The 17,363-nt window shown below is 58.7% G+C and carries 16 protein-coding genes; 7 read left to right on the top strand and 9 right to left on the bottom strand.

Translation table 11 applies throughout. The features are described from left to right. Positions 1 to 49 precede the first annotated feature (49 nt). Entirely contained in the window at positions 50 to 310 is a 261-nt protein-coding gene (locus ACTJK5_RS15020; protein ID WP_296099933.1) for a pentapeptide MXKDX repeat protein, read from the bottom strand. 194 nt (positions 311 to 504) lie between these two features. Between ACTJK5_RS15020 and ACTJK5_RS15025 the strand changes: the two genes are divergently transcribed. The 3 genes from ACTJK5_RS15025 to ACTJK5_RS15035 all read left to right on the top strand — a co-directional run bounded on the left by ACTJK5_RS15025 (position 505) and on the right by ACTJK5_RS15035 (position 2,912). Next, positions 505 to 1,059, top strand: coding sequence for a sigma-70 family RNA polymerase sigma factor (locus tag ACTJK5_RS15025; protein WP_440598977.1), 555 nt, complete (start codon positions 505 to 507; stop codon positions 1,057 to 1,059). Next, a complete protein-coding gene (locus ACTJK5_RS15030) occupies positions 1,043 to 1,687 on the top strand; it encodes a DUF1109 domain-containing protein (protein ID WP_440598796.1) in 645 nt (214 codons plus the stop codon). Before ACTJK5_RS15025 ends, ACTJK5_RS15030 begins: the two co-directional genes overlap by 17 nt. Positions 1,688 to 2,645: 958 nt before the next feature. Beyond that, positions 2,646 to 2,912 carry a DUF1488 domain-containing protein gene (locus tag ACTJK5_RS15035; RefSeq protein WP_062600410.1) on the top strand — a complete coding sequence of 89 codons (267 nt, stop codon included), beginning with the start codon at positions 2,646 to 2,648 and terminating at the stop codon, positions 2,910 to 2,912. A gap of 740 nt (positions 2,913 to 3,652) precedes the next feature. Here ACTJK5_RS15035 and purU read toward each other — a convergent pair. From purU to ACTJK5_RS15070, 7 genes are all read right to left on the bottom strand, one after another. Then, on the bottom strand, positions 3,653 to 4,537 hold the full coding sequence (purU, locus tag ACTJK5_RS15040; protein WP_313557336.1) for a formyltetrahydrofolate deformylase: 885 nt from the start codon (positions 4,535 to 4,537) through the stop codon (positions 3,653 to 3,655). A gap of 84 nt (positions 4,538 to 4,621) precedes the next feature. Continuing rightward, complete coding sequence (gene glnT / locus ACTJK5_RS15045) at positions 4,622 to 5,929, bottom strand: type III glutamate--ammonia ligase (RefSeq protein ID WP_440598797.1); 1,308 nt, start codon at positions 5,927 to 5,929, stop codon at positions 4,622 to 4,624. Positions 5,930 to 6,017: 88 nt separating this feature from the next. Beyond that, on the bottom strand, positions 6,018 to 7,346 hold the full coding sequence (locus ACTJK5_RS15050) for an FMN-binding glutamate synthase family protein (protein ID WP_062600408.1): 1,329 nt from the start codon (positions 7,344 to 7,346) through the stop codon (positions 6,018 to 6,020). A gap of 15 nt (positions 7,347 to 7,361) precedes the next feature. After that, the gene (locus ACTJK5_RS15055) at positions 7,362 to 8,048 is read right to left on the bottom strand and encodes a protein GlxC (protein WP_440598798.1); all 687 of its coding nucleotides are present in this window, start codon (positions 8,046 to 8,048) and stop codon (positions 7,362 to 7,364) included. A gap of 36 nt (positions 8,049 to 8,084) precedes the next feature. Further along, the gene (locus ACTJK5_RS15060; RefSeq protein ID WP_112359871.1) at positions 8,085 to 8,990 is read right to left on the bottom strand and encodes a class II glutamine amidotransferase; all 906 of its coding nucleotides are present in this window, start codon (positions 8,988 to 8,990) and stop codon (positions 8,085 to 8,087) included. A 96-nt stretch (positions 8,991 to 9,086) separates the two neighbouring features. Continuing rightward, positions 9,087 to 9,755, bottom strand: coding sequence for a helix-turn-helix domain-containing protein (locus ACTJK5_RS15065; RefSeq protein ID WP_440598799.1), 669 nt, complete (start codon positions 9,753 to 9,755; stop codon positions 9,087 to 9,089). A 47-nt stretch (positions 9,756 to 9,802) separates the two neighbouring features. Next, complete coding sequence (locus tag ACTJK5_RS15070) at positions 9,803 to 10,777, bottom strand: GlxA family transcriptional regulator (RefSeq protein WP_440598800.1); 975 nt, start codon at positions 10,775 to 10,777, stop codon at positions 9,803 to 9,805. An 89-nt stretch (positions 10,778 to 10,866) separates the two neighbouring features. On the opposite strand from ACTJK5_RS15070, the gene ACTJK5_RS15075 reads away from it, so the two are divergent. The 4 genes from ACTJK5_RS15075 to ACTJK5_RS15090 are packed head-to-tail and all read left to right on the top strand — an operon-like array spanning position 10,867 to position 15,918. After that, positions 10,867 to 12,117 (top strand): sarcosine oxidase subunit beta family protein, encoded by a 1,251-nt coding sequence (locus ACTJK5_RS15075; RefSeq protein WP_113227547.1) that lies wholly within the window; start codon positions 10,867 to 10,869, stop codon positions 12,115 to 12,117. Between the two features lie 24 nt (positions 12,118 to 12,141). After that, the gene (locus tag ACTJK5_RS15080; RefSeq protein WP_062600402.1) at positions 12,142 to 12,417 is read left to right on the top strand and encodes a sarcosine oxidase subunit delta; all 276 of its coding nucleotides are present in this window, start codon (positions 12,142 to 12,144) and stop codon (positions 12,415 to 12,417) included. Further along, on the top strand, positions 12,414 to 15,377 hold the full coding sequence (locus ACTJK5_RS15085) for a sarcosine oxidase subunit alpha (RefSeq protein WP_274101819.1): 2,964 nt from the start codon (positions 12,414 to 12,416) through the stop codon (positions 15,375 to 15,377). Before ACTJK5_RS15080 ends, ACTJK5_RS15085 begins: the two co-directional genes overlap by 4 nt. Next, entirely contained in the window at positions 15,370 to 15,918 is a 549-nt protein-coding gene (locus tag ACTJK5_RS15090; RefSeq protein WP_274101817.1) for a sarcosine oxidase subunit gamma, read from the top strand. Before ACTJK5_RS15085 ends, ACTJK5_RS15090 begins: the two co-directional genes overlap by 8 nt. A gap of 94 nt (positions 15,919 to 16,012) precedes the next feature. Here the strand turns inward: ACTJK5_RS15090 and ACTJK5_RS15095 are convergent, their stop codons facing one another. After that, positions 16,013 to 17,362, bottom strand: a complete 1,350-nt coding sequence (locus ACTJK5_RS15095) for an NAD(P)/FAD-dependent oxidoreductase (RefSeq protein ID WP_440598801.1) — start codon at positions 17,360 to 17,362, stop codon at positions 16,013 to 16,015. Position 17,363 lies beyond the last annotated feature (1 nt).

A 17,363-nucleotide genomic window follows, 5' to 3' on the forward strand; every position in this document is an offset into this window, starting at 1 on the left:
GATACGAAACCGCCCCCGCAAAAGTTGCGTTTCGCGGGGGCGGACAGGATCATTTCATCGCGTCGCATTTCTTCATCATGTTGGACTTTTTCATCGAGTCCTTTTCCATGCCGGCCTTGTGCATACAGTCGGTCTTGCTGCCGGCCATCTTCATGCTATCGGTCTTCATGGTGTCTTTCTTCATCGTATCCATCTTCATGGTATCGGTCTTTTTCATTGCGTCGGAGGACTGAGCCTCAGCGGTGCCTGCCGCAAAGGAAAGACCAAGAATGACGGCGCCGATGGCGACAGCGAAGGAACGAATAGTCATGATGCGTCTCCCGTTTGATGTGCTCGCCGCGTGTTTGCGCCGAAGGTTCACATCAGGCTCATTCGCGGAAGGCGGGAGTTGGTAACAGGCATCACGCGTTTGTGATCGCAAACTCGGCCTGGCTGAACTTTTCTCGATTTTACCATCGATGCTGTGTAACCGTTTCGCCGTAGGGCCGTATGAAGCTGGAAGACATGATGGCGATGAGCGAATTTGAGCTGAAGGCGTTGATGCTTCTGTCCCTTGACGGGGACGAGAATGCCTATCGCTGTCTGCTCGGTATTTTGCGGCATCTGCTGGAGAGCTATTTTAAACGACGGCTGACGTCGAACGCGCAGGACACGGACGATCTGATCCAGGATACGCTTCTGGCGCTGCATCAGCGCCGGATCACCTACGATCGCGAGCGACCGTTCACGGCCTGGTTCTTTACCATCGCACGCCACAAGCTGGTCGATCACCACAGGCGACGAGGCGGGCGATCGGTTGTCAGCCTGGAACTGGTCGAGGGCGTCGCGGACGGCTATTCCGAAGACGCGATCCTCGCGAGCATGGATGTGGAGCGATTGCTCTCTGGCATTCCGGCGTGGCAAAGCGACTTGATCCGGCGCGTGAGGTTGGAGGGTCGTTCGGTCGCCGAGGCGGCAGTTGCCAGTGGCAAGACGGAAGCAATGGTCAAGGTCAGCGTTCATCGCGGCATCAAGGCGCTGGCTGCGAGATTGAGAGGCGAACGTGGCGAAAACGGATGATCTGATCGATAGCCTGGCAAGAGGGCTGCAGCCTATACGGTCGCATGCTCTTCTCCGCTTACTCTCCAAAGCGCTGCTGCCTGGCGTCTTGCTGTCTGGTGCATTTATCCTGCTCCTGCACGGTTTGCGTCCAGACATAATCTCGGCAATGTCTCTTCCCGCCTTCTGGGTGAAATCATTCTATCCGCTGGCGCTGGCGATCAATGGTATCTGCGCCGTGTTGATTGTCTCGCGCCCCGGTGGGCTGCCGATATCGGCAGGCTTGGCCTCGATTGGCATCTATATGCTGCTAGCAATGCTGGGGCTCTGGCAGTTGCATGCATCGCCAGCTATGGACTATCCGAATTTGATTTTCGGCGTCTCCTACTGGTTCTGCCCACTGATCATTGTCGCGTCCGCCGCTCCCGTCTTCGCCGCCAATATCTGGTTCTTGCGACGTTGCGCACCGACGCGGTATCGACTCGCCGGATTTACCGCTGGCATGATGGCAGGGGCCGCAGGGGCGTGGACCTATTCCTGGGCATGTATCGAAAACGGCCTTCCATTCGTGACGCTGTGGTACTCGCTCGGTATTGTTATATGCGGCCTGATCGGCATGGCGCTCGGCACGCGCCTCTTGCGCTGGTAGCGTGATCGTTTGGAGACGGCCGAGCTGGTTTTCGCCAACCTCGGACCGTCCGGCGCGGGACCTCAAAGCTCCTGAGCGGCAGAGAGCAATCACTCCCCTAGCTGATGACGTTGGTGGAGTTCGTTAGACGAGCAGCAATTTATGCCTGCGATGACAGCCAGTACCGGCTATGCCGACGTTTGCCCGTACGCGTCAGTGCACCGATTTCCACGAGCTGCTGAAGCGAGCGCGCGGCCTATTCAGCCGTTGCCGTCCTCGAATGGATGTTTGCTTTCAAACTAAAGCTGACCGACGGCGACATGGGAGAAGCTTGAGCGGCGTTTGGCCATCGTGCCTGGATTGATTGCGCCTTGTGATGAAGCGCTCCATTCTCAACGGCAACCCGGCAAGACGAGGGAGCCTCGAAGCGGATGTGGGGCCTGGCCAATCGACCTGACACGATCCGCATAGCGTCTTGATGCGTGCGGTAAGCACCCACCGTCTCAATATATAAGTTTCCCGCCATCAGCATCGAATGCCGGTGGGACAGGCCCTCATGATCCAGCACTCTACGCTTTGGCCCAGCCTCCCCTTGTAATCCGATATTCCAGCACGACTTAAGATAGCAGTGACGGCTCGTCTTCAGGGTGCTGTCATCAAGGGTGCAAAACCTTGCCCCAACAAAGGAGGACGGAATGTCTTCCAATCCAGCAGCCTCGTCTATCGACCTCGCCGGCTCCAAGGTGGTGAGGGAAGTCTTAAAGTCCGCCGGCCGTCGGGAATCTCAGTCGAACGAGAGTTCCGACATGAAGCGTGACGCCTCGCCCATCCTCTCAGCCGTGTCACGCAGGGGTGTGAGAGCCAAATCGGCTCTCCTGAGTTCCCTCGCCAACCGGAAACAGTCGTCGACACGAGCAAGTCCAGATCCCCAGCCAAAGAGTAGCGCTGGTGATCATTGGCAAGATGACGGTGGACGCTGATGGGCATCTCGTTTCCAAACAAAGCTCGTAGTTTTGACGACAGAAAGCGCTGTGTCCGTTTCACCGGATACGACGGTATGTTCGAGATCAAATTCTATCTGGCGACCGAAGTCTTGGCCCATGGGAAATCGTCCCGAAATGTCACCGAGGCAGATTATTTGATGGCGTTCGATGCCTTGCGCCCAAGAATTCTGCAAGCGGCGACCTCCGCTTACTCCAAAGTTCGATCCAGCGTGATTACGTTGGATCTCGCGCATTTTCGTTGAGCATATCGTGGTCCTGAACGGATACGATCGTTCATCATCCAACCAAGCCAGCGCCACCGCTGCAAACGGTGGCAGCGAAAACTATGCGTGTGAGTGAGTTCGCGAAAGAGTTTCGTCTGGGTCAAGCAGAGGAGAACCGGTCTGCCTCTGAGAATGTCCGCCAGAACTGATGATGGTCCGGCCCATCGAGGACGGACAAATGGTCTTTGGGTCGGTCTTACCGCAACGCCATTGCGGAATGGGCAACGATTACAACAATTTCCTGGCGCACTCATCGCTCTGACTAGACCCCAGCGGAATATGCCGGGATGATCGGCATCTGGCGGTTCAAAACCGCTTAAGCTCCGAACGCGACCGGATGAATCTTCGGTGGCAGGTCAGGCATGCGCTGCCTCGTTCCTTGCTTCCAACGTTAAGAATTCAACCGGTCAGTTTACAGATGGCTTTTCGCCCGTGTCGGCTGACGGACCTAGGAAGACGCGCTCGTTCTGCTCCGCTACAATCTTGGCCTGCTGCGGACCGCGAGGCGACAAGTATCTGACGCCTCTCTATTCGTGAGCTTGATATATCGCGCGCACCGGCATCGGATGTAGCGCTATTGCGCCTCTTTAGCCGGATTCTTGATTTGCCTCGTGCGCTGCTAATGTTGTTGAAAAGACAATTATCCGCAACTGAGTAGAGTAAGGGCATCCATTGCTATGGCCCGAACTCCGGCGGTGGCGTTCGGCGCATGCAGCAACTTACCCCATCCGCTCCGACGCATAGGAACCCGGGCTTGGCGGGAAGACCACGGTGCGGTTGCCGTTGATGAAGGTGCGGTGGTGGATATGCGCATGGATGGCACGGGCCAGAACCTGGCTTTCCACATCACGGCCAAGCGAGACGTAATCGTCTGCCGACTGGGCGTGGGTGATGCGCACTGTGTCCTGCTCGATGATCGGACCTTCGTCGAGATCGGCTGTGACGTAATGGGCGGTGGCGCCAATCAGTTTCACGCCACGCTCATAGGCCTGCTTGTAAGGGTTGGCGCCCTTGAAGCTTGGCAGGAAAGAATGGTGGATGTTGATGATCTTGCCTGACATCTTGCGGCACATGTCGTCTGACAGAACCTGCATGTAGCGTGCCAGGACCACGAGTTCGGTGCCGGTGCTTTCGATCAGGTCGTTCAGCTGCGCTTCGGCCTTCGGCTTGTTTTCCTTCGTCACCTTGATGTGGTGGAAGGGAATGTCGTGGTTGACGACAACCTTCTGGTAATCGAAGTGGTTGGAGACGACGCCGACGATGTCGATCGGCAGCGCGCCGATCTTCCAGCGATAGAGCAGATCGTTGAGACAATGACCGAAACGCGACACCATCAGCAGCGTCTTGGTGCGTTCGCCATCGCTGTAGATCTCGGCCTCCATCTTGAAGCGCTCGGCAACCGGCTTGAAGCCTTCCTTGATGTCTGAAAGCGACACGCCCTCTTCCGAAATGAAGGAGACGCGCATGAAGAACTTGCCGGTTTCGAGGTCGTCGAATTGCGAGCTATCGACGATGTTGCAACCCTTGTCCGCGAGATAACCCGAAATGGCGGCGACGATGCCGCGTGTGGATTTGCAAGCTACGGTCAATACATAGGTCGTCATCCGGCGCCCTCTCTGTCATCGATGGAAAAAACCCGCGCTATGCAAGGAGCGCGGGAAAAGCCGCAAAGCGGCGGGGAAACGTCGTCAAACGTCGAGCGTGGTCTGGTGCTCCCAGGCGGTGAACTGCGAGCAGTAGCTGTTCCACTCACCATGCTTAAGCTTCAAATAGGCCTTGGAGAACTCGACGCCGAGCGCCTGCTGCAGCGCCTCATCTTTCTCATATTCGCGCAACGCATCGAGAAGATTAAGCGGCAGTTTCGGCGCATTGGTGACCGTATGGCCTTCGCGATACATGTCGATATCGTGATGTGGACCTGGATCGGCCTGAGCGCGAACGCCGGAAAGGCCGGCTGCGATTATGATGGCCTGGAGCAGATAGGGGTTCACCGCACCGTCCGGCAGACGAAGCTCGAACCGCCCGGGCCCCGGCACGCGCACCATATGGGTGCGGTTGTTGCCGGTCCATGTCACCGTGTTGGGTGCCCATGTGGCGCCGGATATGGTGCGCGGCGCATTGATGCGCTTGTAGGAATTGACGGTGGGATTGGTGACAGCCGCCAGCGCGGAGGCATGTTTCATGATACCACCAAGAAAGGTCTTGCCCTTGGCGGAAAGGCCGAACGGCATTGCCTTGTCGGCAAAGGCATTGACCTTGCCGTCCAGATCCCACACGGAAATATGCGCATGGCAGCCATTGCCTGTCAGGCCCTTGAACGGCTTCGGCATGAAGGTGGCGCGAAGCCCATGCTTTTCTGCAACGGATTTGACCATGAATTTGAAAAAGGAATGCTTGTCGGCCGTTTGAAGCGCGTCGTCATATTCCCAGTTCATTTCAAACTGGCCGTTCGCGTCTTCATGGTCGTTCTGGTACGGCTTCCAACCCAGCTCCAGCATGTAGTCGCAAATTTCGGCAATCACATCGTAACGACGCATCACCGCCTGCTGATCGTAGCAGGGCTTTTCGGCGGTATCATATTCGTCGGAAATCTTGCTGCCGTCGGCGGAAATCAGGAAGAATTCCGGCTCGACACCGGTCTTCACCCGCAAGCCCTCGCTTGCGGCTTCGGCAACCAGTTTCTTCAAGACCACACGCGGCGCCTGTTCGACCGGCTGGTCTTCCATCACGCAATCGGCAGCGACCCAGGCGACATCCTTCTTCCATGGAAGCTGGATGACCGAGGAGGCATCTGGCACGGCAAAAAGATCAGGATGAGCGGGTGTCAAATCGAACCAGGTGGCAAAGCCTGCAAAGCCCGCGCCGTCCTTTTGCATGTCAGCGATCGCTTCGGCAGGTACCAGCTTGGCGCGCTGCCCACCGAAGAGATCGGTGTAACTGATCATAAAATATTTGATGCCCTTTTCGGCTGCATATGCGGAGAGGTCCAGTGTCACGTCATTCCCCTTTTTTTGGTATCAGACACTTGATTTTAGAAAGACGGCCGCATCCTCCCAAACGCGCCCGTCCTTAAGGCATGCTTTTTTAGAAGCCACCTTTACCGGGAAACCAGTTCGTTCCCGCCAGCGGCACCTGCGCCATGGCTGCGGCCTCCATGGTCAAGGCCACGAGATCTTCCGGCTCCAGATTGTGGAGGTGGTTCTTGCCGCAGGCGCGCGCGATGGTTTGCGCTTCCAGCGTCATCACCTTCAAATAATTGGCAAGGCGGCGACCAGCGGCGACCGGGTCGAGACGCGCGGCAAGCTCCGGATCCTGCGTCGTGATGCCAGCCGGGTCTTTGCCTTCGTGCCAGTCATCATAAGCGCCAGCGGTGGTGCCGAGCTTCTGGTATTCCTCTTCCCATTTCGGGTCGTTATCGCCAAGCGCCACGAGTGCCGCGGTGCCAATCGCCACCGCATCGGCGCCAAGCGCCAGAGCCTTCGCCACATCGGCGCCGGAGCGAATGCCGCCCGATACAATCAATTGCACCTTGCGATGCATGCCAAGATCCTGAAGGGCCTGGACTGCGGGACGAATGCAGGCGAGCGTTGGCATGCCGACATTTTCGATGAAGACGTCCTGCGTTGCAGCCGTGCCGCCCTGCATACCGTCCAGCACCACCACATCGGCACCGGCCTTTACCGCAAGCGCTGTGTCGTAATAGGGGCGCGCGCCACCGACCTTGATATAGATCGGCTTTTCCCAGTCGGTGATTTCGCGCAGTTCGAGGATCTTGATTTCCAAATCATCCGGGCCGGTCCAGTCAGGATGGCGGCAGGCCGAGCGCTGATCGATGCCCTTCGGCAGATTGCGCATAGTGGCAACGCGGTCGGAAATCTTCTGGCCGAGCAGCATGCCGCCACCGCCGGGCTTGGCGCCCTGGCCAACGACCACCTCGATGGCATCTGCACGGCGCAAGTCCTTCGGGTTCATGCCATAACGCGAGGGCAGATACTGGTAGACGAGGGTCTGGCTGTGGCCGCGCTCCTCATCCGTCATGCCGCCATCGCCCGTCGTCGTGGAGGTGCCGGCAATCGTGGCGCCACGGCCAAGGGCCTCCTTGGCATTTCCGGACAGCGCGCCGAAGCTCATGCCCGCAATCGTGATTGGCGTTTTGAGCGTAATCGGCTTTTTGGCAAAGCGGGTTCCAAGCGTGACGCTCGTATCGCATTTCTCGCGATAGCCTTCGAGCGGATAGCGCGAAATGGAAGCACCAAGAAACAGCAGGTCGTCAAAATGCGGCACCTTGCGCTTCGTGCCCGCACCGCGAATGTCGTAAATGCCGGTGGCCGCAGCGCGGCGGATTTCCGCCAACGTATGGTCGTCAAAGGTTGCGGACTTGCGCGGCGGGGTGAATGGGTTGTGATAGCTCATCGGTAAATCCCTGCCTCAATACGCATCGGCGTTGTCGATGTTGAAGGTGTAGAGCGTGCGGGCAGAGCCGTAGCGCTTGAACTCGCCCGGCTTGACATCGGTGATGCCGGCCTTGTCGAGAAGCTCCGCCAGCTTTTCCAGATGCTCGGGCCGCATGTCCTTTTCGATGCAGTCGGCGCCGAGGCTCTTGACCGAGCCGCGCACGAAAAGCTTCGCCTCGTAAAGACTGTCGCCCAAGGCGTCGCCCGCATCGCCGCAGACGACGAGATGGCCGGACTGGCCCATGAAGGCCGACATATGGCCGATATTGCCCTGCACGACGATATCGATGCCTTTCATCGAAATCCCGCAACGGGAGGCGGCATTGCCCTTGATGACGAGAAGCCCGCCGCGACCGGTGGCACCCGCATATTGAGAGGCGTCCCCTTCAATGACGACGGTACCGGACATCATGTTTTCCGCGACACCCGGACCGGCGGAGCCGTGAACGGTGACGGTGCCACCATCATTCATACCGGCGCAATAATAGCCGACCGAACCATGCACATCGACGGTTACGGGACTGTCGATGCCGACGGCAACGGCGTGATGGCCCCGCGGATTGACGACTTCAAATTCGGTGTCGTTTACACCAGCAGAAAGGCCGTGCAGCGCCTTGTTGAGGTCACGCAGCGGCGTATGAGAGAGATCGAAGACTGGCATGGATATGACTTTCACACGGATAGGCCGAGAGCGGCATCAGGCTGCTTTTTCGTGATCCCAGAAGTAAACGGTCGCAGGCTCCGGTTCCCAGACGCGGGCGGTCTCAATGCCCGGCAGATTGACCAAGGCGCGATACTCCGAGCCGAAAGCGACATACTGATCGGTTTCGGCCATAACAGCGGGTTTGCAGGCAATCGGATCGCGAACGACGCCGAAACCGGACTTCGTGCCGACAACGAAGGTGAAGAAGCCGTCCAGATCGTCGAGTGCACCGGTCAGCGCCTCACCCAGGTCCTTCCCCTTGGCCATTTCTGCTGTCAGGTAGGCGGCAGCCACTTCGGAGTCGTTCTGGGTTTCGAAACTCATGCCTTCACGAACCAGTTCGCGGCGCAGATTGTTGTGGTTGGAGAGCGAACCATTATGCACGAGGCACTGATCCGAGCCGGTGGAGAAGGGATGCGCGCCAAGCGTCGTCACCGCCGATTCCGTTGCCATGCGGGTGTGGCCGATGCCGTGGGTGCCTGCCATGGAGCGCACGTCGAAACGGGCCACCACATCCTTCGGCAGACCGGTTTCCTTGTAAATCTCGACGCTGTCACCGGAGCCCATGACGCGGACATTGGGGCGGAGAGCGGAAAGAACGGCACGGATGCCATCAAGCTTGTCCGCCGGGATGTCCAGAACCGCGTGCGTGCTCTTAACCGTCACCGCAGCCGCAACGCCCTTCTCCTTCAGCGCCTCTGCAAGTCCTGTAAAGTCTGCATCAGGATCGGCGGACTGGATCGTTACCTTGGCGCGTCCTGCGGCAGCGCCGCCGTAGATCGCGATACCGGCCGAGTCCGGTCCACGATCGGTCATGGTGATCAGCATGTCAGAGAGCAGCTGACCCAACTGCGGTTCCAGGCTTTTGTCTTTCAGGAATAGTCCAACAATGCCGCACATCGACAGGCACCTCCGTTCGTTTCTGAACAAAGGCGTATCACACGAAATTTCAAGACGTCAACTATGAGGAATATTTTTTTCCTTTAAAGCAATTTATCAATCGCCCGTTACTCGTCGTTGAGGGTAGGAGATGATCGACAAGTAACGTGCGGGAAGCTGCACCAACACTTCCGGTCCGTGCGGCGCATCGGCATCGAAAAACAGGCTATCCCCCGCCTGCATGGTAAAAAGCTGTTCTCCGTGGCGATAAACGACCTCGCCCTCCAGCATGTAGAGAAACTCCATGCCCTCGTGCTGGAAGGTGGGAAAAACGTCGGAATCGGTCGTGAGCGTGATGAGATAGGGTTCGACCGTCACTCCGCTGGTGTTGTTGTCGATATGCCCGAGCAGGCTGTACTGGTGGCCTGCGCGCGTGCCTCTGCGGTCGATATTGACGCCTTGCCCGGCCTTGACGAAGGTGGCGCTGCGCGGCTCCTCAAAGCCTCGGAAGAAGGCGGTGATCGGTACACCCAGCGCCTTGGAGAGCGTCTGCAACGTCGTCAGCGATGGCGAGATGTTACCGTTCTCGATCTTCGACAACATGCCAACCGACACGCCGGTTGCGGAAGCAAGGTCGGTGACGGTGATGCCAAGTTTCTTCCGATAGGCTCTCACCTCGTGACCGATGGCCATCTCCAGATTGTTGACCCTCGGTTCGCGAACGGCATGCGGATCCTGCGACAGGACCTGTTGCGCGGCTTCTATGCTGATGGATTTTTTCGCCATGGAGCCTCCGGAAGGGTATGGTCACTCTTCTTTAAAGGAAGAATATTTTAATTCGTAGGAAATCTTTGTCGGACAGCGCCCGGCGTTTTTCCGAAATGAGCCTTGAAGCTCCCGGAAAAATGACCCGCGCTGGAAAAGCCGGTGGCAAAGGCCACTTCCGCTATGGACAGTGGGCTTTGTTCCAGCAGTCTTCGGGCGTGATCAAGCCTGATGGCACGATAGGTTTCCAAAAATGACGCCCCAAGTTGATCGGCGAAAAGTCGGTCGAGGTGGCGTATGCTGGTTCTGGCAAGTTTCGCCATGGTGTTGCGATCGAGCGGGTTCTCAATCGTCGCCTCCATCTTCTCCAGTACGGTGAGCAAGGCGGGATGATGGGTGCCATAGCGTTGGGCGATCGAGCCACGCTGCGGCGCACCCGGTTCGGCCACCGCCGTATGCAGGTACCAATCGCTGACACGCCTTGCAAAATGGGCGCCCATGCGCTGCGAAATCATCGCATGCATCATATCGAGCGGTGCAACCCCGCCCGCACAGGTGATCCGGTCGCCATCGAACACGAAGCGCGCCTGCCGCGGCGTCAGATGGTTGAAGGCTTCTCGCAGCACGGGCGCGTGTTCCCAGTGAATGGTGAAGTCGCGATGATCGAGCAAGCCTGCCGCCGCCAGAACATAGGCGCCGCTGGAAATGCCGCCGATCTTGACACCCTGCCGTGCAAGACGGCGCAAAAGCGCAAGTGAACCCTCCGATAAAGCCCAGTCCTGCGGCGTGCCACCTGCACAGACAAAAATCGTGTTGCACCCTTCGCCAAAGCTCATCAGCGGCTGGCACTCCACAGTGATGCCAGACGAACTTCTCACCGCCTCGCCACCGAAGGATAGGGGAACAGCGTCATAAAGATCCGTGCCGGCAATCAGGTTTGCTGCGCGCAATGGCTCGGCTGCGGAGGCATAGGACATCAAAGCAAAGTTCGGGATAAGAACGAAGCCGATGCGCTGGACATTTCTTTGATCGGGATGGCGCATGTCCCATTCTTATATAGAAACGTCCTTTTTATGCAATCGTGTGACGGATTGCACGATTACTCTGGTCGGACATCCGTCGAGGTATTGCCATGCGCTATTCAGCCCTCTCCATTTTGATGAACGGCCTTCGTGGCAACAAGGCCTGGAAGCCTGCCTGGCGGGACCCCGCGCCCAAACCCCATTACGACATCATCATCGTGGGCGGCGGCGGACATGGGTTGGCGACCGCCTATTATCTGGCGAAGGAATTCGGCATCACCAATGTGGCGGTGCTGGAAAAGAACTACGTCGGCTCCGGCAATGTCGGGCGCAACACCACGATCATTCGGTCCAACTACCTGCTGCCGGGCAACAATCCGTTCTACGAACTATCGATGAAGCTGTGGGAAGGTCTGGAACAGGATTTCAACTTTAACGCCATGGTTTCCCAACGCGGCGTTCTCAATCTCTATCATTCAGACGCGCAGCGCGATGCCTATACGCGTCGCGGCAACGCCATGCGGCTGCACGGCGTCGATGCCGAATTGCTGGATCGGGCCGCCGTCAAGTCCATGCTGCCGTTTCTCGATTTCGACAATGCGCGCTTTCCCATTCAAGGGGGATTGTTACAGCGGCGCGGCGGCACAGTACGTCACGATGCGGTTGCCTGGGGTTATGCCCGTGGGGCCGATCAACGCGGCGTCGACATCATCCAGGGCTGCGAAGTGACAGGCATACGCCGCGAAAACGGCAAGGTGGTTGGTGTCGAAACGAGCCGCGGCTTTATCGGCTGCGGCAAGCTGGCGCTCGCAGCCGCCGGCAATTCCTCCCAGGTCGCCGCCATGGCCGGGCTTCGGCTACCAATAGAAAGCCACGTGCTGCAAGCTTTCGTTTCGGAAGGACTGAAACCCTTCATCGATGGCGTCGTCACCTTTGGTGCCGGACATTTCTACGTCTCACAATCCGACAAGGGCGGTCTCGTCTTCGGCGGCGATATCGATGGCTACAACTCCTATGCACAGCGCGGCAATCTCGCGACCGTCGAACATGTCGCGGAAGCCGGCAAGGCGATGATCCCCGCGCTTTCCCGGGTCCGCGTGCTTCGTTCCTGGGGCGGCATCATGGATATGTCGATGGATGGGTCGCCAATCATAGACCGCACGTCCATCGACAATCTCTATCTGAATGCTGGCTGGTGCTACGGTGGATTCAAGGCAACGCCTGCCTCAGGCTTCTGCTTTGCTCATCTTCTGGCGCGCGGTGCACCGCAGGAAACGGCCACCGCGTTCCGTCTGGATCGCTTTCAACGCGGCTATCTCATCGACGAAAAGGGCCAAGGCGCCCAGCCCAATCTTCACTGACAAAGCGGATCAAGGACGTTCGAAATGGCAAGTCTCGTGCCCTGCCCGCATTGCGGGCCAAGACCCAAGGAAGAGTTCACCATCAAGGGTGCCGTTCTTCAGCGACCCGCACCGGACGCCAGCGCGGAGGCATGGTTCGACTATGTCTATCTCCGCGACAATCCGCGTGGCGATTATGAGGAATATTGGCACCACACGGCAGGCTGCCGCCGGTGGCTTGTGGTGACCCGCAATACGGCAACGCACGAGATCAGCACCTGCGAAGATGCAGCCGACAAGACAAAGGTCAAAAGCGCATGACATCCCACCGCCTGCCCACTGGCGGTCTGATCGACCGCTCCAAGCCACTCTTCTTTACCTTCGATGGAAAGGCGATGCAGGGTTTCCAAGGCGATAGCCTCGCCTCTGCCCTGCTTGCCAACGGCCAGCAACTCGTCGGCCGCAGCTTCAAATACCACCGTCCCCGCGGCATCCTGACCGCGGGTGCAGCAGAACCAAACGCCCTGATGACGATCGGCAACGGCGGCAGAACCGAGCCCAATACCCGCGCCACGATGCAGGAGCTCTATGCCGGTTTGGAAGCGCGAAGCCAGAACCGCTGGCCGTCTCTCGACTTCGACATCGGCGCGATGACGGGCCTGATCTCGCCCTTTCTCAGCGCGGGCTTCTACTACAAGACCTTTATGTGGCCCGCCGCCTTCTGGGAAAAGCTCTACGAGCCCTTCATCCGCCGCGCAGCAGGCCTCGGCAAGGCAAGCTACGAGGCCGACCCCGACGCCTATGACAAATGCTGGGCGCATTGCGATCTACTGGTAATCGGCGCTGGTTCTGCCGGACTCGCAGCCGCTCTCACCGCCGGACGGACAGGTGCGCGCGTTATCCTTGTTGACGAACATCCCGTCGCGGGCGGCGGGCTGCTTTCAGAAACGGCGACCATTGGCGGCACCAGCGCGCCGGATTTTGCCGCAACCTGTATTGCCGAGCTTGAATCCCTTCCGAATGTCACCGTCCTGACCAGAACAACCGCCTTCGGCTGGTATGATGGCAATGTGTTCGGCGCGGTGGAGCGCGTGCAGAAACATCTACCCGATCCCAAGCTTCATGTGCCTGTGGAACGGTTGTGGCGGATCGTCGCGAAACGCGCGCTTCTGGCAACCGGTGCGGAAGAACGGCCCCTGGTTTTCGGTGGCAATGATGTTCCAGGCGTGATGATGGCGGGCGCGATGCGCAGCTATCTCAACCGCTATGCCGTCAGCCCCGGCAAAGCGACGGCGATTTTCACCACCAATGACAGCGGCTATGCGCTGGCGCGTGACCTGGAAGCGAAAGGTGTCTCGCTCGTCGCCATTATCGATAGCCGCAGTGAGGGAAATCTCTCCTATGGCGGAAAGGCGCGCGTCATCAAAGGCGGCGTCGTTGCCAACACCCGGGGCAGCAAGGCGCTCACCGGAGTCGAAGTCTACAGAAACGGCAGCACCGAGCATCTGGATGTCGATGCGCTTGCTATGTCTGGCGGGTTCAGCCCGGTCATTCACCTCGCCTGCCACCGGGGCGGAAAACCCGTATGGTCGGACGAAGAGGCGGCCTTCCTCGCGCCCGGTCGTCTCGAAGGGCTTGATCTCGCCGGTGCCGTCTCTGCCACGCATGGCCTCGCCGCATGCCTTGAAGAGGGTGCAAACAAGGGTGCGGAGTTGGCGAAAGCGATCGGCTTTGCCGCGACCGCGCCGTCCTTCGGACCGGTCGAACACGATGTCGTTGCCGCACCGGCAAAGCCGCTCTGGTCCATTCCTGGCGTGAAAGCCAAGGCTTTCGTCGATTACCAGAACGATGTGCATCGCAAGGATCTCGGCCTGGCGGTGACCGAAGGCTATGCCCATGTGGAGCTTGCCAAGCGCTATACGACCAATGGCATGGCAACGGACCAGGGCAAGCTTTCCAACGTTAACGCCATTGGTCTTTTGGCTGAGGCGCGCGGCGTTTCTCCGGCAGAGGTCGGCACCACCACCTTCCGACCTTTCTATACGCCGGTTTCTTTCGGCGCGCTCACCGGTGCCTATCACGGCCATCATTTTCAGCCGGTGCGCAAATCACCACTGCATGGATGGGCGGAGAAGAATGGCGCTGTGTTCGTCGAAACCGGGCTCTGGTATCGCTCATCCTGGTTTCCGCGACAGGGCGAAAACGGTTGGCGCGAAAGCGTTGATCGCGAAGTTCTGAATGTGCGAAAGAATGCAGGGCTCTGCGACGTTTCCATGCTCGGCAAGATCGAGGTTTGCGGGCGCGACGCCGCAGAATTCCTCAACCGGGTCTACTGCAATGGCTTCCTCAAGCTTGCCGTCGGCAAGGCGCGTTACGGCCTGATGCTGCGCGAGGATGGTATGATCTATGATGACGGCACAACCAGCAGGCTGGACGAAAACCGCTACTTCATGACGACGACCACGGCCTATGCCGCGGGCGTGATGAACCATCTGGAATTCTGCGCCCAGGCGCTGTGGCCGGATCTCGATGTGCGGCTCGCCTCCGTCACCGATCAATGGGCGCAGATGGCGATTGCCGGACCGAAATCGAGAACCATTCTTGAGAAGATCGTCGATGATGATCTTTCGAATGACGCTTTTCCCTTCCTTGCCGCGAAAGAGGTCTCTCTGTTTGGCGGAAAGCTGAACGGACGCCTGTTCCGCATCTCCTTCTCGGGCGAGTTCGCCTATGAGCTTGCCGTTCCCGCTGGCTATGGCGAGAGCGTTGCGGATGCGCTGATGGAGGCAGGCAAGCCGGAGGGTATCATGCCCTATGGCGTCGAGGCGCTGAGCGTCCTGCGCATCGAGAAGGGTCACGTCACCCATAATGAGATCAACGGCACGGTCGTGCCGGCCGATATCGGCTTCGGCAAGATGGTGTCCGCCACCAAGGTGGATTTCATCGGCAAGGCGATGCTGCAGCGCGAAGGGCTGTCAGCCAGCGACCGGCCAAATCTGGTCGGCGTTGTCCCGATCGATAAAAACCATAGCTTCCGCACCGGCTCCCATATTCTGGCGAAGGACGCCGCTGCGACACTGGAGAACGATCAGGGTTACGTCACCTCCAGCGCTTTCTCTCCCCATCTCGGATCGACCATCGGCCTTGCCCTCGTGAAGAAGGGGTCACACAGGCATGGCGAGGAGGTCATCGTGTGGAATGGCATTCGCAACGAATATACCGCCGCGCGCCTGTGCGATCCGGTTTTCCTCGATCCCAAGAACGAGAAGCTCCATGCCTGATCAAAAGCTTGATTTCAAATCCGGCTTTCAGCCGACATTACGCCCCGTGCTTGGCATGAAAAAAGCTTTCGCGTCCAACATGATTACCCTGTCCGCCTTGCAAGAAGGCAGCGTCATCCACGTATTGGCAGAACCATCCGCGCCTGCGGTGGAAGACCGCCTGCGCGCAATCGGCAAGGGTGATGTTCGCACTGTATCGCCGGCGCAATGGTTTATCGTCAGCGATGAACGTCTGTCTCACGGCGAGTTGAAGGCTCTGCTCGACGCGCTAGAGCCACAAGCGATGGGTGTGGACCAAAGTCAGGGTCGGGTTCGCATCCGTATCGAGGGCAAGATGGTCGAACGCGTTCTGGCCAAGGGGACGGCGGTCGATCTCTCTCTTCCGGCCTTCCCTGTGGGCAGTTCTGTCACGACACTGGTCGGCCATATCACCGCCCACCTCACTCGTTTGGAAGAGAGCGCCTTCGAGATCATCGTGCTGCGCGGCTTTGCCGAAAGCCTATGGGACGATCTCGTTAGAATGAGCGCGGAATTCGCCTGATCCATTCACGGCGCTGCGACTAATGCCCGTCGCAGTCTTCGAGATTCGCCAGCGTGTCGGCATCGCAAGAGCGCTGCACACTATGGGGCGTTCTTTAAAGCCAATACTGGATTTCCGGACGGCTACCATCGCTGAACCGCGAGAAGCGGAATGGTGTCGGATCGACACAGGGCGTGTCGCCTGTTGCGAGATCGCTGAGAAGACGTCCGGCCCCCGGCCCAATGCCGAAACCATGGCCCGAAAAGCCGGTTCCGACGATGAGGCCAGGGAGGGCCTCCACCTCTGATATGACCGGAATGACATCCGGCATCGTATCGATCATCCCTGCCCACCTCTGGGCAATCGGAACGTCCCGCAGTGCCGGAACACTTGTTCGCATTGCAGCCTCGACACTCGTCAAAAGATTGGCGTCGGGCGTTGGGTCGAGAACGCGGATTTTTTCAAAGATGCTTGCCTGATCGAAAGCCCGGTGTCTGTATCCGATCAGTTCATCGAAGAAGGGTTTGCCGAAGCTCAGCTTCAGGGATTTCCGCTCCATCATGAAAGCGGGCAGAAAGTCACGGAAGAAACGAAAGCTATCGGGCACGATATCGACAAGGCTGGTGGCCGAAGACGCCACCGTGTAACCGCCGTCCATCCTCTTGCGAAGTGTGAAATCCGAAAAGCCCATCGTAGGCTCAATACCTGCATCGACGGGAGCTGTCCGCATGACCGACGACAAGACCTTCAACTGCGGCAGGCGAAGGCCGTGGCGCGACAGAAGATGCGAGGACCAAGCGCCCCCTGCGACGATGACGGTCGAGGCTCTTATGCGGCCTTTCTCGGTTACCACCCCTGCAATGCGTCCCGCTTCGATATCGAGACCACGGACGGCACACCGCTGAAGGATGAAGGCGCCGTCCCGTTGGGCGCGTGAGGCGATGGCGGGCGCAGCCAGTTGCGGTTCGGCTGACGCATCCTCCGGGACGAAGATGCCGCCGAACGTCGTCCTGTCCATCCCGGCCACAAACGCCGCAACGTCTTGTGGTTCAAGACTTCTGACACCGATACCGAACTCACGCCCCAGAACGGCCCAACGCTCATATCGCGCGCGCGCCTCTGGCGTTTTGGCTGCATAAATGATGCCACGCTTTCGGTAGCCGACATCCACGCCGGTCTCCTGATGCAGCGTTTCCCATATCGCATGGGATTGCAGCATCAGCGGCAATTCGCGTGTGTCACGACCGGTAAGACGCACCCAGCCCCAGTTGCGACCGGACTGTTCGCCACCGACAATGCCTTTTTCCAAGACTGCGACCCGGACGCCACGCCTGGCGAGCTGAAATGCGGCCGAAACACCGATGATCCCGCCGCCGATGATTGCCACATCAACCGCCTCGGGCAGGTCTTCGGCATTCGCGACAGGGGTGATCGCGGGCATGTGATACGAAAAGGCAGCGTTCATG

The sequence above is a fragment of the Agrobacterium sp. 22094 genome (assembly GCF_052046015.1).
In the GTDB taxonomy this organism is placed as follows: domain Bacteria; phylum Pseudomonadota; class Alphaproteobacteria; order Rhizobiales; family Rhizobiaceae; genus Agrobacterium; species Agrobacterium cavarae.